Origin of the sequence: Cellulomonas gelida (assembly GCF_006538725.1) — a bacterium.
Taxonomy (GTDB): domain Bacteria; phylum Actinomycetota; class Actinomycetes; order Actinomycetales; family Cellulomonadaceae; genus Cellulomonas; species Cellulomonas gelida.
Genome location: NZ_BJLQ01000004.1, coordinates 24,536 through 43,218, shown reverse-complemented (window position 1 = coordinate 43,218; position 18,683 = coordinate 24,536). Strand labels below are relative to the sequence as shown.

At 72.8% G+C, this 18,683-nt stretch carries 20 protein-coding genes; 18 read left to right on the top strand and 2 right to left on the bottom strand.

Annotated elements, in window-relative coordinates:
• Positions 1-34: 34 nt before the first annotated feature.
• From prfA to CGE01nite_RS02790, 17 genes are all read left to right on the top strand, one after another.
• Entirely contained in the window at positions 35-1,120 is a 1,086-nt protein-coding gene (gene prfA, locus CGE01nite_RS02870) for a peptide chain release factor 1 (protein ID WP_141368866.1), read from the top strand.
• Positions 1,117-2,067 carry a peptide chain release factor N(5)-glutamine methyltransferase gene (prmC, locus tag CGE01nite_RS02865; protein ID WP_141368864.1) on the top strand — a complete coding sequence of 317 codons (951 nt, stop codon included), beginning with the start codon at positions 1,117-1,119 and terminating at the stop codon, positions 2,065-2,067. The genes prfA and prmC overlap by 4 nt, the downstream gene beginning before the upstream one ends.
• Positions 2,064-2,771, top strand: coding sequence for an L-threonylcarbamoyladenylate synthase (locus CGE01nite_RS02860; protein ID WP_048342969.1), 708 nt, complete (start codon positions 2,064-2,066; stop codon positions 2,769-2,771). Before prmC ends, CGE01nite_RS02860 begins: the two co-directional genes overlap by 4 nt.
• The gene (locus CGE01nite_RS02855; RefSeq protein WP_048342968.1) at positions 2,768-3,877 is read left to right on the top strand and encodes an MraY family glycosyltransferase; all 1,110 of its coding nucleotides are present in this window, start codon (positions 2,768-2,770) and stop codon (positions 3,875-3,877) included. The genes CGE01nite_RS02860 and CGE01nite_RS02855 overlap by 4 nt, the downstream gene beginning before the upstream one ends.
• On the top strand, positions 3,874-4,440 hold the full coding sequence (locus tag CGE01nite_RS02850) for a Cg1360 family ATP-synthase-associated protein (protein ID WP_229747243.1): 567 nt from the start codon (positions 3,874-3,876) through the stop codon (positions 4,438-4,440). The genes CGE01nite_RS02855 and CGE01nite_RS02850 overlap by 4 nt, the downstream gene beginning before the upstream one ends.
• Before the next feature lie 155 nt (positions 4,441-4,595).
• Positions 4,596-5,390 carry a F0F1 ATP synthase subunit A gene (atpB, locus tag CGE01nite_RS02845; protein ID WP_048342967.1) on the top strand — a complete coding sequence of 265 codons (795 nt, stop codon included), beginning with the start codon at positions 4,596-4,598 and terminating at the stop codon, positions 5,388-5,390.
• 97 nt (positions 5,391-5,487) lie between these two features.
• Positions 5,488-5,733: an ATP synthase F0 subunit C gene (gene atpE, locus CGE01nite_RS02840; protein WP_048342966.1), complete on the top strand. Its 246-nt coding sequence runs from the start codon at positions 5,488-5,490 to the stop codon at positions 5,731-5,733.
• Positions 5,730-6,317, top strand: coding sequence for a F0F1 ATP synthase subunit B (locus tag CGE01nite_RS02835; protein WP_048342965.1), 588 nt, complete (start codon positions 5,730-5,732; stop codon positions 6,315-6,317). The genes atpE and CGE01nite_RS02835 overlap by 4 nt, the downstream gene beginning before the upstream one ends.
• The gene (locus CGE01nite_RS02830; RefSeq protein WP_141368862.1) at positions 6,317-7,129 is read left to right on the top strand and encodes a F0F1 ATP synthase subunit delta; all 813 of its coding nucleotides are present in this window, start codon (positions 6,317-6,319) and stop codon (positions 7,127-7,129) included. The genes CGE01nite_RS02835 and CGE01nite_RS02830 overlap by 1 nt, the downstream gene beginning before the upstream one ends.
• A gap of 56 nt (positions 7,130-7,185) precedes the next feature.
• Positions 7,186-8,814, top strand: coding sequence for a F0F1 ATP synthase subunit alpha (gene atpA / locus CGE01nite_RS02825; protein WP_141368860.1), 1,629 nt, complete (start codon positions 7,186-7,188; stop codon positions 8,812-8,814).
• 2 nt (positions 8,815-8,816) lie between these two features.
• Entirely contained in the window at positions 8,817-9,716 is a 900-nt protein-coding gene (locus CGE01nite_RS02820; RefSeq protein WP_141368858.1) for a F0F1 ATP synthase subunit gamma, read from the top strand.
• Between the two features lie 67 nt (positions 9,717-9,783).
• Positions 9,784-11,265, top strand: coding sequence for a F0F1 ATP synthase subunit beta (atpD, locus tag CGE01nite_RS02815; protein WP_048342961.1), 1,482 nt, complete (start codon positions 9,784-9,786; stop codon positions 11,263-11,265).
• Positions 11,265-11,543 (top strand): F0F1 ATP synthase subunit epsilon, encoded by a 279-nt coding sequence (locus tag CGE01nite_RS02810; protein WP_048342960.1) that lies wholly within the window; start codon positions 11,265-11,267, stop codon positions 11,541-11,543. The genes atpD and CGE01nite_RS02810 overlap by 1 nt, the downstream gene beginning before the upstream one ends.
• 13 nt (positions 11,544-11,556) lie before the next feature.
• On the top strand, positions 11,557-11,973 hold the full coding sequence (locus CGE01nite_RS02805; RefSeq protein WP_141368856.1) for a DUF2550 domain-containing protein: 417 nt from the start codon (positions 11,557-11,559) through the stop codon (positions 11,971-11,973).
• A gap of 37 nt (positions 11,974-12,010) precedes the next feature.
• Positions 12,011-12,706, top strand: coding sequence for an endonuclease NucS (gene nucS / locus CGE01nite_RS02800; protein WP_048342958.1), 696 nt, complete (start codon positions 12,011-12,013; stop codon positions 12,704-12,706).
• A 74-nt stretch (positions 12,707-12,780) separates the two neighbouring features.
• Positions 12,781-13,221 carry a hypothetical protein gene (locus CGE01nite_RS02795; protein WP_141368854.1) on the top strand — a complete coding sequence of 147 codons (441 nt, stop codon included), beginning with the start codon at positions 12,781-12,783 and terminating at the stop codon, positions 13,219-13,221.
• A gap of 105 nt (positions 13,222-13,326) precedes the next feature.
• Complete coding sequence (locus tag CGE01nite_RS02790) at positions 13,327-14,586, top strand: N-acetylglucosamine-6-phosphate deacetylase (RefSeq protein WP_048342956.1); 1,260 nt, start codon at positions 13,327-13,329, stop codon at positions 14,584-14,586.
• 39 nt (positions 14,587-14,625) lie between these two features.
• Here CGE01nite_RS02790 and tatA read toward each other — a convergent pair whose 3' ends face one another.
• Entirely contained in the window at positions 14,626-14,892 is a 267-nt protein-coding gene (gene tatA, locus CGE01nite_RS02785; protein WP_053071642.1) for a Sec-independent protein translocase subunit TatA, read from the bottom strand.
• A gap of 193 nt (positions 14,893-15,085) precedes the next feature.
• On the opposite strand from tatA, the gene CGE01nite_RS02780 reads away from it, so the two are divergent.
• Entirely contained in the window at positions 15,086-15,466 is a 381-nt protein-coding gene (locus tag CGE01nite_RS02780) for a VOC family protein (protein WP_048342955.1), read from the top strand.
• A 21-nt stretch (positions 15,467-15,487) separates the two neighbouring features.
• Here the strand turns inward: CGE01nite_RS02780 and CGE01nite_RS02775 are convergent, their stop codons facing one another.
• The gene (locus tag CGE01nite_RS02775; protein ID WP_229747242.1) at positions 15,488-18,418 is read right to left on the bottom strand and encodes a glycoside hydrolase family 3 C-terminal domain-containing protein; all 2,931 of its coding nucleotides are present in this window, start codon (positions 18,416-18,418) and stop codon (positions 15,488-15,490) included.
• Between the last annotated feature and the right edge of the window lie 265 nt (positions 18,419-18,683).

Sequence of the window (18,683 nt, the reverse complement as noted above, 5' to 3'; positions counted from 1 at the left end):
CCCGTCGCACGTCCGCACCCCAGAGGGAGACCCCGTGAGCGAGCAGTTCGCCGCCGCGCAGGCGCTGCTCGCCGAGCACGCGCAGATCGAGGCGCAGCTCTCGGACCCCGCGGTCCACGCCGACGCCGGCCGCGCCCGGACCCTCGGCCGTCGGTATGCCGAGCTCGGTCGGGTCGCCCAGGCCTACCGCGCGTGGCGCTCGGCGTCCGACGACGCGGCGGCCGCCGCCGAGCTCGCGGACGAGGACGCGTCGTTCGCTGCCGAGCTCCCCGCGCTGCGCGCCGCCGCCGACGAGGCCGCCGCGCGGCTGCGCGAGGTCTTGATCCCGCGCGACCCGGACGACTCACGTGACGTGATCCTCGAGATCAAGGCCGGCGAGGGCGGCGAGGAGTCGGCGCTGTTCGCGGGCGACCTCCTGCGCATGTACCTGCGCTACGCCGAGCAGCAGGGCTGGGCGACCCAGGTGCTCGAGTCGACGCCCTCGGACCTCGGCGGGCTCAAGGACGTGCAGGTCGCGGTCAAGGCGCGCGGCGCGGTCGCCCCCGAGGACGGGGTGTGGGCGCACCTGAAGTACGAGGGCGGCGTGCACCGCGTGCAGCGCGTGCCCGTCACGGAGTCGGCCGGGCGCATCCACACGTCGGCCGCGGGCGTGCTCGTCTTCCCGGAGGCGGACGACGAGGGCGAGGTCGAGCTCGACCCCAACGACCTGCGGATCGACGTCTACCGCTCGTCAGGCCCCGGCGGCCAGTCCGTCAACACGACCGACTCGGCCGTGCGCATCACGCACGTGCCCACGGGCATCGTCGTGTCGATGCAGAACGAGAAGTCCCAGCTGCAGAACCGTGAGCAGGCCATGCGCGTGCTGCGCGCGCGACTGCTCGCGGCGCGCCAGGAGGAGGCCGCGGCGGCGGCGAGCGAGGCGCGGCGCAGCCAGGTGCGCACGGTCGACCGGTCCGAGCGCATCCGGACGTACAACTTCCCCGAGAACCGCATCGCGGACCACCGCACGGGGTACAAGGCGTACAACCTCGACGCGGTGCTGGCGGGTGACCTGGGGCCGGTGATCGCGTCCGCGATCGAGGCCGACGAGTCCGCACGGCTCGCGGAGGCGGGCGCATGAGCCGCGACGAGCCGCTCGTCGTGCAGGTGCCCGACGAGCAGCGGCGGGCGCCGGGCGTGCGCGCTCTGGTCGAGGGGGCCGCGCGCGTGCTCGACGAGGCGGGCGTCCCCTCGCCGCGCGTCGACGCCGTGGCCCTGGCGGCCTTCGCGCTCGGCGTGCCGCACCTCGAGCTCGCGCTCGCACCGCAGGTCGCACCCGACGGCTTCGTCGAGGAGCTGGCCGCGCTCGTCGAACGTCGGCGCGGGCGCGAGCCGCTGCAGCACATCCTCGGGTCGACCGTGTTCCGCTACCTGACGCTGCGCGTCGAGCCCGGGGTGTTCGTGCCCCGCCCCGAGACGGAGGTGGTCGCGCAGGTCGCGATCGACGAGGCGACGCGGCTGGTCGCGGCCGGTGGCAGCCCGGTCGTCGTCGACCTGTGCTGCGGCACGGGAGCGATCGCGCTGTCGGTCGACACCGAGGTGCCCGGGGCGCAGGTCGTCGCCGTCGACCTGTCGTCGGAGGCGGTCGCGCTCACGCGCGCGAACAGCGGGGCCGTCGGCACGCTGCGCCTGCGCGTCGAGCAGGGGGACGTGCGCGACCCCGCGCTGCTCGCCGACCTCGTCGGGAAGGTCGACGTGCTCGTCTCCAACCCGCCGTACGTGCCGCCCGACGCCGTGCCGCGCGAGCCCGAGGTCCGCGACCACGACCCTGACCTCGCGCTGTACGGCGGGGGCGCCGACGGGTTGGACGTGCCGCGTGCCGTGATCGCCGCGGCGCAGCGCCTGCTCGCGCCCGGTGGCCTGCTCGTCATGGAGCACGCCGAGGTGCAGGACGTCGAGGCCCGCGTCGCGGCGGCCGGCACGGGCGCGTTCGTCGAGATCGCGACCCTGCCCGACCTGACCGGACGGCCCCGGATGCTCGTCGCGCGTCGGAGCACCCGCCCGCACGTGGCAGGATCCAACGCGTGACTGCGCGCACCTTGCCCGCCCACGACGCGGCGACCTGGGGCCCGGCGCTCGACGAGGCGGTCGACGTGATCGCCAACGGCGGCCTCGTCGTCCTGCCGACCGACACCGTCTACGGGATCGGCGCCGACGCGTTCTCCCCGCCGGCCGTCCAGGCGCTGCTCGACGCGAAGGGCCGCGGACGGCAGATGCCGCCGCCGGTCCTCATCGCCGACGTCCGCACGCTCGACGGGCTCGCGACCGACGTCCCCGCGCACGCGCGCCTCCTGGCCGAGGCGTTCTGGCCCGGCGGCCTGACGCTCATCGTGCGCGCGCAGCCGTCGCTCGCGTGGGACCTGGGCGAGACGCACGGCACCGTCGCGCTGCGTGTGCCCGACCACGCCACCGCGCGCGCCCTGCTCAAGCGCACGGGCCCGATGGCCGTCTCGAGCGCCAACCGCACGGGCGAGGAGGCTGCCCTGACGGCGGCCGAGGCGCACCGCATGCTGGGCGACAGCGTGCGCGTGTACCTCGACGCGGGCGACTCGCCCGGGCAGGTCGCCTCGACGATCGTCGACGCGACCGGGCCGCGGCTGCAGGTCGTGCGCCAGGGTGCGATCACGCTCGAGGACCTCAACACGATCGCGCCCGTGCACGGCACGGACGGCCGGCTCCCGGCGGCGGCGCCCGAGGCGCCCGACGCACCCGAGGCCGGTGCCGCCGGGTGAGGGTCTACCTGCTCGTCGGCATCATCGCCGCGGCGGTGGCGTACGTCATGACGCCGCTCGCGCGGTGGTGCGCGCTGCGCTGGGGCGCGATCACGGCCGTCCGCGACCGTGACGTGCACGCCGTGCCCACGCCCCGGCTCGGCGGTCTCGCGATGTTCCTCGGCATCGTCGTGGCGATCGTGCTGGCCAGCCCGTTGCCGTTCCTCGCGGGCGTCTACGACAACCCGCGCGCGCTGATCGGGATCGTCGGCGGCGCGGGCCTGGTCGTGCTGCTCGGCGTGGCCGACGACATCTGGGACCTCGACTGGCTCACCAAGCTCATGGGGCAGGTGCTCGCCGCCGGGTTCCTCGCGTGGCAGGGCGTGCAGCTCTACCAGCTGCCGCTCGGCGGGGTCACGGTCAGCTCGACACGCATGTGGACGTTCCTGACGATCGTCACCGTGGTCGTCGCGATGAACGCGGTGAACTTCGTCGACGGGCTCGACGGGCTCGCCGCCGGTGTGCTCGCGATCGGCGGCGGGGCGTTCTTCCTCTACTGCTACCTGCTCACGAGGGCGACGTCGGGTGACTACGCGAGCCTGTCGGCGCTCGTCCTGGCGGCGCTCGTCGGTGCGTGCATCGGGTTCCTGCCGCACAACGTGTACCCCGCGCGCATCTTCATGGGGGACTCGGGCGCGATGCTGCTCGGGTTCGTGCTCTCGGCCGCGGCGATCGTCGTGACGGGGCAGATCGACCCCGAGCAGATCTCGCGCCGGCAGTCGTTCCCCGCGTTCCTGCCCGTGCTCCTGCCGATCGCGGTGCTGCTGCTGCCGCTGCTCGACATGGGCCTGGCGATCGTGCGCCGCACGATCCAGGGCAAGTCCCCGTTCCACCCCGACCGCCTGCACCTGCACCACCGGCTGCTCGCGCTCGGGCACAGCCACCGCCGCGCGGTGGCGATCATGTACGTCTGGACGGCCGTCTTCGCCTACGGCGTGGGCGCGCTCGTCGTGTTCTCGACGACGACGGTGCTGTGGATCTTCGCCGCGGCCGTCGTCGTCGCCGTCCTGCTGACCATCGGGCCGCTGCGCGGCCGGTCGCACCGCACACCCTTGGGGACCGCATGAGCGAGCCGACGAGCTCCGACCACGAGCCGGACGTCGACCCGACCGGCACGACCGACCCGACCGGCCCGACCGTCGCGCCCGGGCAGGTGCCTGGCGACACGACCGACGACGACGCGGCGGGCACCCGGCGCGACACGTCGGCCGAGGACGTCTTCCGCACGTCGCTGCGCACCATGCTCTGGCTGCTCGGCGGGCTGCTCGTGCTCGGCGTCCCGATCGGCTGGCTCGTCGCCGGCAGCGCCGGGGTGTGGGGCGCGCTGATCGGCGTGGGGCTCGCCCTGGTGTTCTCCGGGACGACGATCGTCGCGATGCTGCGGACCGCGCACTCGAACGCCCAGGTGATGGCCGCCGTGGTGATGGGGACGTGGCTCGCGAAGGTGATCGTGGTGATCGTCGTGCTCGCGATCCTGCGCGACCAGGACTTCTACTCACGCCAGGTGCTGGCGGTCGTCCTGCTGGTCGGAGTGCTCGGATCGGCCTACCTGGACTACCGCGCGGTGACGCGTGCGCGCATCCCGTACGTCGACCCATCAGCCTCGGGCACGACCCCGTCGGAATCGTAGGACGACAGTCCTGGATCACGGCCTGTCCACGGCCGTGGATGAGTTAGGCTTCCTCCCGACCCCGACGGCCGACGCCGATCGCGTGCCCGCGACGACGCCCCGGCACCGGCGCCAACGACCACCAGGAGCGCACCCTGTCCAGCCTCGCGACCCTCATGCCACTCGCGTCCGACGAGGGAGGCAGCGGCTTCCACGCGCCGTCGATCGCGGACTTCTTCCCGCCGCCGGTGCTGTGGGAGGGGACGATCTTCGAGTTCAACCGGATCCAGCTGGTCCGGCTGATCGCCGCGGTCGCGATCGTGGTCGTGTTCGTGATCGCCGCGCGCCGCGCCAAGCTCGTGCCGGGCCGGTTCCAGAACGTCGTGGAGATGGGTCTGGACTTCGTGCGGGTGCAGGTCGCCGAGCAGATCCTCGGCAAGGAGCGGGCGCGCGAGCACACCGCGCTGCTGACGACGATGTTCTTCGCGATCCTCGCGTTCAACCTGACGAGCGTCGTCCCGGGCCTCAACATGGCCGGCACCGCGCTGATCGGCCTGCCGCTGCTGCTCGCGGCGTGGGCCTACGTCCGGTACCTCTCGGCGGGCGTCCGCGCTCAGGGCCTCGGCGGCTTCCTCAAGGCGAGCCTCTTCCCGCCCGGCGTGCCGTGGTTCATGTACGTGCTGCTGACGCCGATCGAGTTCCTCACGGTGTTCATCCTGCGGCCCGCCACGCTGGCGATCCGACTCATGGCCAACATGGTCGCCGGGCACCTCATGCTGGTGCTGTGCTTCTCGGCCACGCAGTACTTCCTGTTCGACGCCACCGGGATCATGAAGTCCTTCGGTGCGTTGACCTTCGCCGCCGGCTTCGCGATGACGCTCTTCGAGATGTTCGTCGGCGCGCTGCAGGCCTACATCTTCGTCGTCCTGACGGCCGTCTACATCAGCCTGTCCGTCGAGGAAGAGCACTGACCCCCTAGCACGTCCAGTCGGGGCCCCGTCGCGGTCCCCACCAACGAACGAGTAGCCGGCCGACCGGTCGGGTACCCAACGGAAGGAACGAGCAATCGTGGCTCTTGCGGAGACCATCCTCGCGGCCGAGAACGCCGTCTCGGGCAACCTCGCGACCATCGGCTACGGCCTCGCGGTCATCGGCCCCGGCATCGGCCTGGGCATCCTGATCGGCAAGACGATCGAGGGCATCGCACGTCAGCCCGAGGTCGCCGGTCAGCTGCGCACGACGATGTTCATCGGTATCGGCTTCGTCGAGGTCCTGGGCCTCCTCGGCCTCATCACCGGGTTCCTCTTCCCGTGAGCCCGGCCGCGATCACCGCGGCTGTCGTGACGGCCGCGGAGGGCTCGGAGGAGATCAAGGGCATCCAGCTCCTGCTTCCCGAGGGCTACGACATCTTCTGGTCGGCCGTCGTCCTGCTGCTCATCGCGATCCCGTTCTTCAAGTACGCCCTGCCCGCCCTGCAGAAGGTGCTGGACGAGCGCACGGAGAAGATCGAGGGCGGCCTCGCCAAGGCCGAGCAGGCGCAGGCCGAGGCAGCCGCCGCGCTGGACGAGTACCACCTGCAGCTCGCCGAGGCTCGTGCCGAGGCCGCGCGCATCCGTGAGGACGCACGCACCGAGGGCGGGCAGATCGTGGCCGAGCTGCGCACGCGGGCTCAGGACGAGGCCGCGCGGGTCACCGAGACCGCGCAGCGTCAGATCGAGGCCGAGCGTCAGCAGGCCGCCGTGCAGCTGCGGACGGACGTCGGCACGCTCGCGACCGAGCTCGCCGCGAAGATCGTCGGCGAGTCGCTCGAGGACGAGGTCCGGCGCTCGCGCGTCGTCGACCGGTTCCTCGACGAGCTCGAGGCGACGTCGGCGACCACGAGCGGGCAGGGGCGCTGATGCGCGGGACGTCGCGTGCGTCGCTGGCGGCGGTCGAGGAGCGGTTCGAGCCGGTTCTCGCCTCCGCCGGGTCGGCGGCGTCCGACCTCGGCGAGCAGCTGTTCGCCGTGGTCGACGCGCTCGACTCGTCGGGCTCGCTGCGCCGGACCCTCGGCGACCCGTCGGTCGACGGCGAGGCGAAGGCACGGCTCGCAGGACAGCTCCTCGGTGCTGCCGACCCCCGGGTCGTCGCGGTCGCCCAGGACGCCGTGCGCCAGCGCTGGTCGGCGGACGCCGACCTGGCCGAGGCGCTCGAGCGGCTCGGCTTCATGGCCGTGCTGGCGCGCGCCGAGCACGAGGGCGCCCTCGCGCAGGTCGAGGCAGAGCTGTTCCGGCTGACGCGCGCGCTGATCGGTCAGCGCGAGGTCAACCGGACCCTGTACGACTCCGCGATCCCCGGTGACGCTCGTGCAGGTCTGGTCGACGCCATCCTGGCCGGCCGAGCGAGCGAGGTCACGGCGATCGTCGCCCGTCGGGCGGCGTCCGCGTCGCGCGGCCGGCGGTACCTGGCCACGCTCGGGCACGTCGGCGACCTGATCGCCGAGCGCCGCAAGCGCGAGGTCGCGACCATCACGACGGCGTCCGAGCTCACCTCGGCGCAGCAGGACCGGCTCGCGCAGATCCTGCGCCAGGCCTACGGCCGCGAGATCCAGCTCAACGTGATCCTCGACCCGCACGTGCTCGGTGGTCTGCGCATCCAGGTGGGAGCGCAGGTCGTCGACTCGACCGTGCTGTCCCGGCTCGCCGACGCCCGACGACGACTCGCCGGCTGAACCGGCACCCCAGAACGCGGAGCCTGCGTGTGCAGGCCCCATGACAGGAGAGAGCAATGGCTGAGCTGACGATCAGGCCGGAGGAGATCCGCGCCGCGCTGGACAGCTTCGTGAAGAGCTACGAGCCCTCGGGCGCCGTGGCCGAAGAAGTGGGCCGCGTGACCCTCGCTGGCGACGGCATCGCGCAGGTCGAGGGCCTGCCCGGTGCCATGGCCAACGAGCTGCTGCGGTTCGAGGACGGCACGCTCGGCCTCGCGCTCAGCCTCGACGTCCGCGAGATCGGCGTCGTCGTGCTGGGTGAGTTCTCCGGCATCGAGGAGGGCCAGGAGGTCCGTCGCACGGGCGAGGTGCTCTCGGTCCCCGTCGGTGACGGCTACCTCGGCCGCGTCGTCGACCCGCTCGGCCAGCCCATCGACGGTCTGGGCGAGATCGAGACGACCGCGCGTCGTGCGCTCGAGCTCCAGGCGCCGGGCGTCATGGCCCGCAAGTCGGTGCACGAGCCGCTGCAGACCGGCATCAAGGCGATCGACTCGATGATCCCGATCGGGCGCGGTCAGCGTCAGCTCATCATCGGCGACCGCCAGACCGGCAAGACGGCCATCGCGATCGACACGATCATCAACCAGAAGGCGAACTGGGAGACCGGCGACCCGACCAAGCAGGTGCGCTGCATCTACGTCGCGGTCGGCCAGAAGGGCTCGACGATCGCCGCCGTGCGTGGCGCCCTCGAGGAGGCCGGCGCGCTCGAGTACACGACGATCGTCGCGGCTCCCGCCTCGGACCCCGCGGGCTTCAAGTACCTCGCGCCGTACACGGGCTCGGCCATCGGCCAGCACTGGATGTACGACGGCAAGCACGTCCTCATCGTGTTCGACGACCTGTCGAAGCAGGCCGAGGCCTACCGCGCCGTGTCGCTGCTGCTGCGCCGCCCGCCGGGCCGCGAGGCGTACCCCGGTGACGTCTTCTACCTGCACTCCCGGCTGCTCGAGCGTTGTGCCAAGCTCTCCGACGAGCTGGGTGCGGGCTCGATGACGGGTCTGCCGGTCATCGAGACCAAGGCGAACGACGTCTCGGCGTACATCCCGACGAACGTCATCTCGATCACCGACGGCCAGATCTTCCTGCAGTCGGACCTGTTCAACGCCGACCAGCGCCCCGCCGTCGACGTCGGCATCTCGGTGTCCCGCGTCGGTGGTGCCGCGCAGATCAAGGCCATGAAGCAGGTCTCCGGCACGCTCAAGCTCGACCTGGCGCAGTTCCGCTCGCTCGAGGCGTTCGCGATGTTCGCGTCCGACCTCGACGCGACGTCGCGCGCCCAGCTCGCGCGTGGTGCGCGCCTGACCGAGCTGCTCAAGCAGGCGCAGTACACGCCGTACCCGGTCGAGTCCCAGGTCGCGTCCATCTGGGCGGGCACCAAGGGCCACCTGGACGACGTGCCGATCGAGGACGTCAAGCGCTTCGAGTCGGAGCTGCTCGACCACCTGCGTCGCCACACGGACGTGCTGTCGACGATCGCCTCCACGGGCAAGCTCGAGTCGCAGACCGAGCAGACCCTGGCGGACGCGGTCGCCGAGTTCCGCAACGGCTTCCTCAAGTTCGACGGCACGCCGCTGGTCGGCGTCGAGGACGAGGACGAGTCGGTCGCGGTGGAGCAGGAGCAGATCGTCCGGCAGAAGAAGGCCTGAGCATGGCCGGTTCGCAGCGCGTCTACAAGCAGCGCATCAAGTCCACCCAGTCGCTCAAGAAGATGTTCCGGGCGCAGGAGCTGATCGCTGCCTCCCGCATCGGCCGGGCACGCGACCGGGTGGCCCTGGCGTCGCCGTACTCGCGGGCGATCACCCGTGCCGTCTCGGCCGTGGCCACGCACTCGGACGTCTCGCACCCCTTCCTCGCGAAGCGGACGGACACCAAGCGGGTCGCGGTGCTGCTCATCGCGTCGGACCGTGGCATGGCGGGCGCCTACTCGGCGACCGTCCTGCGCGAGACCGAGCGCCAGATCGAGAAGCTGCAGGCCGAGGGGCACGAGGTCGACCTGTTCGTCTCCGGGCGCCGCGCGGTGTCGTACTACCGCTTCCGGCAGCGCGGGCTGGCGGGTCAGTGGACGGGGCAGTCGGACGCGCCGCAGTACGAGACGGCGCTGGAGATCGCGGACGCGCTCCTCGAGCGCTTCCGGGCTCCGGCCGACGAGGGCGGCGTCGCCGAGGTGCACGTCGTGTACACGCAGTTCGTCAACATGGTCACGCAGCGTCCCCGCGTGATCCGGCTGCTGCCGCTCGAGGTGGTCGAGGGTGTTGCCCCGGCCGGCGACGGAGGCCCGCTGCCGCTGTACGACTTCGAGCCCGACCCCGAGGTCGTGCTCGACGCGCTGCTCCCGCGGTACTTCCGCGCCCGGATCTTCGCGAGCCTCCTGCAGGCCGCGGCGTCCGAGCTCGCGGCACGTCAGCGGGCCATGCACACGGCCACGGACAACGCCGAGGACCTCATCCGCATGTACACCCGACTGGCGAACCAGGCCCGTCAGGGCGAGATCACGCAGGAGATCAGCGAGATCGTCTCGGGCGCCGACGCGCTCGCCTCGGCCTCCTGACCCTGACCACAGCCAACCGAAGACCCGCCGGGGTCCACCCGCCCCGGGACGAGAAAGCAGGCCAGACATGACCGCCACCACCGTCGACGAGACGGCCGCCGCCGCCGGCACGCCCGGCGTCGGTCGCGTCGCCCGCGTGATCGGCCCCGTCGTGGACATCGAGTTCCCGGCGGACCAGATCCCCGAGATCTACAACGCCCTGACGGTCGACATCGACCTGTCGAGCCAGGGCGAGGACGAGGGCGTCCTGCGGATGACCCTCGAGGTCGCGCAGCACCTCGGCGACTCGCTCGTCCGCGCGATCGCGCTCAAGCCGACGGACGGCCTCGTCCGCGGTGCGCACGTGACCGACACCGGCGCGCCGATCTCGGTGCCCGTCGGCGACGTGACCAAGGGCAAGGTCTTCAACGTCACCGGTGACGTGCTCAACCTCGCCGAGGGCGAGACGTTCGAGGTCACCGAGCGCTGGCCGATCCACCGCCGGCCCCCGGCCTTCGACCAGCTCGAGTCGAAGACGCAGATGTTCGAGACGGGCATCAAGGTCATCGACCTGCTCACGCCGTACGTGCTGGGCGGGAAGATCGGCCTCTTCGGTGGTGCGGGCGTCGGCAAGACGGTCCTCATCCAGGAGATGATCCAGCGCGTCGCGCAGGACCACGGTGGTGTGTCGGTGTTCGCCGGTGTCGGCGAGCGCACGCGTGAGGGCAACGACCTCATCGCCGAGATGGAGGAGGCGGGCGTCTTCGACAAGACGGCCCTCGTCTTCGGCCAGATGGACGAGCCGCCGGGCACGCGTCTGCGCGTGGCCCTCTCGGCACTCACGATGGCGGAGTACTTCCGCGACGTGCAGAACCAGGACGTGCTGCTCTTCATCGACAACATCTTCCGGTTCACGCAGGCCGGTTCCGAGGTCTCGACGCTGCTCGGCCGCATGCCGTCCGCGGTCGGCTACCAGCCGAACCTGGCCGACGAGATGGGCCTCCTCCAGGAGCGCATCACCTCGACGCGTGGTCACTCGATCACCTCGCTGCAGGCCATCTACGTGCCCGCCGACGACTACACCGACCCGGCCCCGGCCACGACGTTCGCGCACCTCGACGCGACGACCGAGCTCAGCCGTGAGATCGCCTCGCGCGGTCTGTACCCCGCGGTCGACCCGCTCGCCTCGACGAGCCGCATCCTCGACCCGCGCTACGTGGGCCAGGAGCACTACGACGTCGCGACGCAGGTGAAGTCGATCCTGCAGCGCAACAAGGAGCTCCAGGACATCATCGCGATCCTCGGTGTCGACGAGCTGTCGGAGGAGGACAAGACCGTCGTCGCACGGGCTCGTCGCATCCAGCAGTTCCTGTCGCAGAACACCTACATGGCCGAGAAGTTCACCGGTGTCGTCGGCTCGACGGTCCCGGTGGCCGAGACGGTCGAGGCGTTCAAGAAGATCGCAGCCGGCGAGTTCGACCACATCGCCGAGCAGGCGTTCTTCAACATCGGTGGCCTCGAGGACCTCGAGAAGAACTGGGCCCGGATCCAGAAGGAGTACGGGGTCTGATGGCGTCCTCTCTCGAGGTCGACCTCGTCGACGCGGTGGGCAAGGTCTGGTCGGGCAAGGCCCGCCAGGTCTCCGCCCCCGCGGCCGACGGGGAGATCGGGATCCTCGCCGGGCACACGCCGATCCTGTCGGTGCTGCGCGCGGGCGAGCTGCGCGTGCGCACGACCGACGGCGAGCAGCTCGCCTGGCACGTGGACGGCGGGTTCCTGTCGGTGGACTCCGACACGGTCACGGTCGTCGTCGACGCGCTGAGCGACCCGACGTCCACGGGCCACTGAGGCGCCAGGTCACGTGCCCGGGGAGATCGTCGTCGCGGTTCTGACGGTCGTCGTGCTCGTGATCGGCAGCTTCGGGCTGTGGCTGTCGCGCCGGCACACGCTCGACCGGCGCGTCGGGTCGTTCCGGTGCGGGCTGCGCCACGGTGCGCGCTGGCCGAGCGGGGTCGCCCAGTACGGTGCGGCCTCGCTCTACTGGTGGCGTTCGTCGTCCCTGGCCCCGCGTCCGGCGCGGCGCTGGGAGCGCCAGTCGCTCACGATCGTCTCCCGGCGTGCCGCCGAGGGACCGGGCGCGGGCCAGCTCGTCGTGACGTGCCACGCCCGGTCGAACGGCAAGCCCGTGGAGTTCGAGCTGCGGCTGTCGCCCGAGGCGTACGCCGGGCTCACCTCCTGGATCGAGGCGACGCCGTCGCGCGTCGGCTCGGTCATCTGACCGCCGCTCCGACCCCTGACCTGACGGAGGATCCCGCGTGCGTCTCGTCGTCGCGTCCTGCGCCGCCCGCTACACCGGGCGTCTCTCGGCGCACCTGCCGCGCGCGACGCGACTGCTCGTCGTCAAGGCCGACGGCAGCGTGCTGCTGCACTCCGACGGCGGCTCGTACAAGCCGCTGAACTGGATGAGCCCGCCGTGCTCGCTCGCGGTCGTCGAGCCCGACGACGAGTCGCGGGCGGCCGGCGTCACGCAGGTGTGGACGGTGCAGCACCAGAAGTCGGACGACCGGCTCGAGATCGAGCTCTACGACGTGCTGCACGACAGCGCGCACGAGCTCGGCGTGGACCCCGGGCTGGTCAAGGACGGCGTCGAGGCGCACCTGCAGGAGTTGCTCGCGGCGCAGATCGGGCTGCTGGGCGACGGTCACGTGCTCGTCCGGCGCGAGTACCCGACGGCCATCGGGCCGGTCGACATCCTGGCCAAGGACCCCACCGGCGGGTCGGTCGCGATCGAGATCAAGCGCCGGGGCGACATCGACGGCGTCGAGCAGCTCACGCGCTACCTCGAGCTGCTGAACCGCGACCCGCTGCTCAGCCCGGTGCGCGGCGTGTTCGCCGCCCAGGAGATCAAGCCGCAGGCGCGGGTCCTCGCCGCCGACCGCGGGATCGCGTGCCTCACGCTCGACTACGAGGCGATGCGCGGCGTCGACGACGTCGACTCCCGCCTGTTCTGAGCCCCTGGTCGGACAGGACGGGTCGCGGTCACGCGCACTTCCGGCGCCGGGGGCCGGGCGCGATGATGGGGCGTATGACGAGCAGCGCCCCCGAGGTCGACGTCCGCCGCGCTGCCGCGATCGTGTGGCGCGCCCTGGTGCTGTTCTGGCTGATCGGTGCCGCGGTCTCGCTGGCCGCGGGGAACGGCGCGCTCGGGCTCGTGGTCGTGTCGTACGCCGTGGTCCTCGGCGCTGTGCCGGTGCTCGTGGTGGGCGGGACGCTGTCGATGCTCGTCGAGCACCGGCTCGCCCGGGCCGCTGCCGAGCGGCGGGCCGCGGTGTACGGGCTGCTGGGTGCCCTCGTGGCGTTCCTCTCGACCGTGGTCGTGCTGCAGCGGTGGTCGCTCTCGGCTCTCGGTCTGGGGATCGTCGTGGTCGGCGCGGTCTCGGCGGCGGGGGCGTGCCTCTGGGCGGACCGGTCGGTCCGGCGCCGCGACGTCCGCCGGGCGCGGCATCCGGCGACCCTCGAGGTCTGATGGCGCGACAGCCGCGAGCAGGTCGCCACGCGGTCGGCGCGAGAACGTCCGGCTGACGGGCCAGGCGTCCCGGGCGGACGTGCGCGGGTGGGGAAGAATGGCGGCGTGAGCGACCAGCCCGAGTCCGAGATCCTGCTGCGTGGCCGGGTCGTCACGCCGACCGACGTCCTCGAGGACGGCCTCCTCGTGACCCGGGGTGCGACGATCGCGTGGATCGGTCCTGCCGGCGAGGCCCCGGCGCCGTGGAACGAGCGCCTGCCGGAGACCTCGGACGACACCGTGCTGCCGGGCCTGGTCGACCTGCACTGCCACGGCGGCGGCGGCGCGAGCTTCCCGGACGCGACGACCGCGCAGGAGGTCCGGCGCGCCGCCGACGAGCACCTGCGCCACGGGACGACCTCGCTCGTCGCCTCGCTCGTGACTGCCCCCGCCGACGAGCTGCTCACTCGCACGGCACTCCTGGCCGAGGCCGCCGAGGAGGGCGTGCTCGCGGGCATCCACCTTGAGGGTCCGTTCCTGTCGCACGCGCGGTGCGGCGCGCAGAACCCCGACGACATGCTGGCCGGTGACCCGGGGCTCGTCCGGCAGATCGCCGAGGCCGCGCGCGGGTACCTCGTCACCATGACGATCGCACCTGAAGTCGCGGGCGTGACCGCGGCCGAGACGTCTGCCGACGCGGACGGCGAGGCCGACGCCGACGTGATCGCGGCGCTCGTGCGCGCCGGCGCGCTGCCGTCGATCGGCCACACGGACGCGAGCGCCGAGCAGGTCGAGGCGGCCGTCGACCGGGCGTTCGACCTGCTGGCCGGCGCCACGAGCGCGCGGGGGACCCGGCCGACCGCGACGCACCTGTTCAACGGCATGCGCCCGGTGCACCACCGCGACCCGGGGCCCGTCATGGCGTGCCTCGCGGCGGCGTCGCGCGGCGAGCTGGTGGTCGAGCTCGTCGCGGACGGGACGCACCTCGCGCCCGCCACCGTGGTCTCGGTGTTCGACCTCGTGGGGGCCGCCGGCATCGCCCTCGTGACGGATGCGATGTCTGCTGCGGGGATGGCGGACGGCGACTACCAGCTCGGGCCGATGGCGGTCCGCGTCGCCGACGGCGTCGCGCGGATCGTGGGACCGGACGGACGAAGCGGTGCGATCGCGGGTGGCGTCGCGCACCTGCTCGACGTCGTGCGCTCCACCGTGGCGGCGGGAGTCCCGCTGGTCGACGCGGTGCGGGCCGCCTCGACGACGCCGGCGACGGTGCTCGGGCTGGCCGACGTGGGCGCGCTCGCGGTCGGGCTGCGCGCGGACGTCGTCGTGGCGGACGAGCACCTGCGGGCGCGGCGCGTGCTGCGCGCAGGCGTCCTGGTGGACTGACCGGGGCGTGACCCGACCCGATCCCGGGCGGCCGGCGCGTCAGGCCGCGGGGCGGTGGTCCGGGTCGTGCGGACTCGGCTGCGCGCCGATCTGCGTCACGGGGGCCGGAGCAGGAGCGGCGGCGAAGGCCGTGGCGCCGCGCGGGGCGCCGTCGTCGTCGCTCGCGAGGTCCTTGACCTCGCTCTTGAAGATGCGCAGCGACTGACCGACGCCGCGCGCGAGCTCGGGCAGCCTGTTGGCGCCGAACAGCAGCACCAGGACGGCGACGAGGATGATGACGTGCCAGGCGGACAGGTTTCGCAGCACGGTGGGGGTCTCCGTTCGTGGCTTCGTCGTCGAAGCGCTTCAACGCCCGATCGTCGCCCACACCGGACGTTTCCGTCAACCTCGCCCCGTCGCGCAGAACATTGACGGTCGTCACCGAGCGGCATTCAATTGAAACGCCTCGATGCGGAGCGACAGAAGGTCGGCGACGGCGCCGACCGGGAGCGGGGGATCCATGGGACGGACCGTGCCCTACCTGACCGTCGACGACGCCGCTGGGGCGATCGTGTTCTACGCGGCGGCGTTCGGGGCGACCGCGGGTGAACGCTACGACGAGGAGGACGGCCGGATCGGGTTTGTCGCGCTCGACTTCGACGGGGCGTCGGTGTACCTGTCCGACGAGTACCACGAGTACGGCGCGTACGCCCCGAAGTCGCTCGGCGGCCGGTCGACCAGCGCGGTCGTCCTGTCCGTGCCGGACGTGGACGAGGCGTACGCGCGGGCGGTCGCGGCGGGCGCGACGCAGGACCGTCCGCCGCAGGACGTGCCCGACGGCACGCGGAGCGGCTGGCTCGTCGACCCGTACGGGCATCGCTGGCACGTGACGGGCCCCTGAGCGGGCCGAGGGGCGTCGCGCTCAGACGGTCAGCTCGACGGACGCGGCGCGTGCGGCGCCGACGAGCGTGACCCGTACGTCGACCGGCGGTCCGTCGTTGTCGGGCGGCGAGGTGAACGGCGCGTCGAGCGTGCGCCACGTCCACCGGTCGCCGCCCTCGGGGACGTCGAGGTCGACGAGCGTGCGCCACGTGTCCGCACCCGCGTCGCGGACCGCGAGCGAGAGCCGCGCGGGTCCGGGGCGCGTCCGGGCGACGACGGCTCGCAGCCCGGCCGCTCCGGCGACGTCGCACGTCCGCAGGACCACGGACCCGCGGGTGCGTCCTCGCGCGACCTGCACGGCGGTCCCGCGCTCGCGCGTGTGCGCCGTGAGCTCGACGTCCGCGAGGTCGTCGCCGTCCGCGAGGCGCACGGCGCGTCCGACGAGCGTGCGCGGCGGTACGGGCTCGCCGTGCACCTCGACCGCGACGTGCAGCGGGAGGTTCGCCGCGGACGGGCCGATGCCGAGATCGAACCGGCCCGGCTCGACGACGAACCGCGCGCGCGTGACGTCCCACGTCGCGAGGCGCGCGACCGGCACGCGCAGCGCGACGTCACGCTGCTCGCCCCCGGCGAGCTCGACCCGTGCGTGCGCGACGAGCCGGTGCCCGTAGGGCAGCCGGTGCGTGGGCGCGTCGGCGTACACCTGCACGAGCTCGTGCGCGGGACGCGCTCCGTCGTTGCGCACGGTCACCACGAGGCCGACCTGCTCGTCGTCGGCCTGCACGACCGTGGCCTCGTCGGACCCCGTTCCCGCGCCGGCGACGTCCGCGTCACGTACGGCGACGTACCGCACGTCGCCGTACGTGAGCCCGTGCCCGAGCGCGTACCGGGGTGGGTGGGCCGCGTACCACGTGGTGTGACCCGCGGCGATGATGTCGTAGTCGAAGAGGTCGCCGACGTGCTCGACCCGCGCGGGCCAGGCCTGCGTGAGCCGTCCGTGCGGCTCCTCGTCGCCCAGCAGCACGTCCGCGATCCCGTGCCCGAGCTCCTGACCGCCGTGCGAGCTCCACACGACGGCGTCCGCCCCGAGGTCGTCGGGCAGGACGTACGGGTACGACGAGACGACGAGCAGGACGCGGCGCGCGGCCGGCGCGGCGTCAGCGGCGACGCGCCACAGGTCGAGCATCGCGGTGGGCAGGGTCAGGGAACGGCGGTCCTGGGTCTCGCGTCCACCCAGGTGTGGGTCGTTGCCGAGCGCCACGACGACCACGTCGGCGTCGGCGCACGCGTCGCGCACGGCCGCGGCACCCGAGCGGATCGTCTCGGCAGCGAACCGTTCGGCGTCGTCGAGCGTCTGACCGTCGGCGACGAGCGTGCCCGCCTCGTCGTGCTGCACGCGCAGCCAGCTGCCCGAGCCCGCGTGCTGCAGCGACCACGTCCCGTCGTCGTGCACGTGGCGTCGGAACGTCTCCTGCGCGACCCAGCCGCCCACACGGCTCGCATCGGCCCGCGCGACCCAGCGTGCGCCGGTCCAGAGCAGCCCGGTCGCGGCGACGGACAGCGTCCACAGCCCGCCCTCCCAGAGCGTCGCGTCGTGCTGCGCGTGGTCGTCGCGCGCGTCGGCGTCGGCGGTGAGCACGTGGTCGGGCCCGACCGCGCGCACCGCGCGGCCCGTGCTCGTCGCGCGCAGCACGAGCCGGTCCGAGGAGTCGGCGACCCGGACCTGGTCGGTGCCCACCCGCTCGCGCAGCGCGGTGCCGAGCCCGACGGTGTACGGCGGCGTCCCGGAGTACCAGTCGTGCAGCGCGCGGTCGGCGAGCGGTCCGACGACCGCGACACGCGCCCGCGAGGACAGAGGGAGCGCGCCGGTGTTCTCGAGCACGACGACGGACCGCGCCACGGCCTCGCGTGCGAGCGCCCGGTGCTCGGGCAGGTCGATCTGGCCGGCTCCGACGACGAAGGGGTCGAGCTCGGGGTGGAGCTCGCCGGTGAGGATCCGCAGCTCGAGCTGGCGCACGACCGCGCGGTCGATGACGGGCTCGTCGAGCAGCCCGCGCCGTAGCGCCTCGGTGAGGTGCGCGATCGTCGGTCCCGCGTCCGCGTCGTTGTCGGTGAACGAGTCGACGCCCGCGCGCAGCATCGCGGCGTGCGACTCGACGTGGTCGTCGTAGAAGCGCTGGAGGTCGACGACGAACCCGGGTGCGGCGGCGTCGGAGACGACGAGCAGCGACCCGGGTGCGGCCTCCCGCAGGAGGTCGAGGAGCTCGCCGTGCAGGTGGTTGGGGCGGCCGTCGACGAGGTTGTAGGCGGCCATGACCGCGCCTGCGACCCCGGCAGCGAGGGGCCCGGTGAAGGCGGGCAGCTCGTACTCGTGCAGCACGCGCGGACGCAGCTGGGAGCTCGTCACGGCGCGGTCGGTCTCGTTGTTGTAGCCGAACGCGTGCTTGAGCGTGGGCACGGTGCGCCAGTACACCGGGTGGTCGCCGCGCAGCCCGCGGGCGTAGGCGGTCGCGAGCAGCGCGGTGAGGTACGGGTCCTCGCTGAAGCCCTCCTCGTTGCGCCCCCAGGCTGGGTGCCGCAGCGGGTTGACGACGGGTGCCCACACGTTGAGCGACACCGACGGGTCCGCGGCGTGCTTGGCCCGCAGCTCGACCCCGACCGCGGCTCCGACGCGCGTGAGCAGGTCCGGGTCCCAGGTCGCGGCGAGCCCGACGGGCTGCGGGAACACCGTCGCGGTGCCCAGCCAGGACACTCCGTGCAGCACCTCGGCGCCGGTGGTGAACGCGCGCAGCCCGAGCCGTTCGACCGCGGGTCCGCGCTGGTGCAACATCGCGATCTTCTCGTCGGTGGTCAGGCGCGCGACGAGGTCCGACGCGAGCTCGTGCGCGCCGAGGACGGGTTCGAGGTGGCTGGCGCCGTGGTGCGGCCGCGTGGCGTCGGGCGCGTCCGGCGGCGTCGCGTCGTCGGTCACGTGCGTACTCCTCGTCGAGTGCGTGGGGGTCCTGGACCCGTTGAACCGATTCGATGATGTGCGCGGCGTGGCACTCTCGTCGTCGTCCGGGCGATCCTCGCACACGTGCCGGTCGCCGGGCCATCTGTCGGGGTTGTCCGATCCCGGACGAGGGTCACCATGCCGAACGAGGGGGTCCGGGTGGATTGTCACGATGGTTGCATTCCTCCGGAAGTCCGGCTACGTTCCCCGTCGAACCGCTTCGACGCAGAGGTCGACGGTTCGG

Bases quoted from the DNA above. Each gene is read 5' to 3' on its own strand.
- prmC (WP_141368864.1), top strand. From the start codon at position 1,117: ATGAGCCGCGACGAGCCGCTCGTCGTGCAGGTGCCCGACGAGCAGCGG.
- CGE01nite_RS02850 (WP_229747243.1), top strand. From the start codon at position 3,874: ATGAGCGAGCCGACGAGCTCCGACCACGAGCCGGACGTCGACCCGACC.
- atpB (WP_048342967.1), top strand. From the start codon at position 4,596: ATGCCACTCGCGTCCGACGAGGGAGGCAGCGGCTTCCACGCGCCGTCG.
- CGE01nite_RS02830 (WP_141368862.1), top strand. From the start codon at position 6,317: ATGCGCGGGACGTCGCGTGCGTCGCTGGCGGCGGTCGAGGAGCGGTTC.
- atpA (WP_141368860.1), top strand. From the start codon at position 7,186: ATGGCTGAGCTGACGATCAGGCCGGAGGAGATCCGCGCCGCGCTGGAC.
- CGE01nite_RS02820 (WP_141368858.1), top strand. From the start codon at position 8,817: ATGGCCGGTTCGCAGCGCGTCTACAAGCAGCGCATCAAGTCCACCCAG.
- atpD (WP_048342961.1), top strand. From the start codon at position 9,784: ATGACCGCCACCACCGTCGACGAGACGGCCGCCGCCGCCGGCACGCCC.
- CGE01nite_RS02810 (WP_048342960.1), top strand. From the start codon at position 11,265: ATGGCGTCCTCTCTCGAGGTCGACCTCGTCGACGCGGTGGGCAAGGTC.
- CGE01nite_RS02795 (WP_141368854.1), top strand. From the start codon at position 12,781: ATGACGAGCAGCGCCCCCGAGGTCGACGTCCGCCGCGCTGCCGCGATC.
- CGE01nite_RS02780 (WP_048342955.1), top strand. From the start codon at position 15,086: ATGGGACGGACCGTGCCCTACCTGACCGTCGACGACGCCGCTGGGGCG.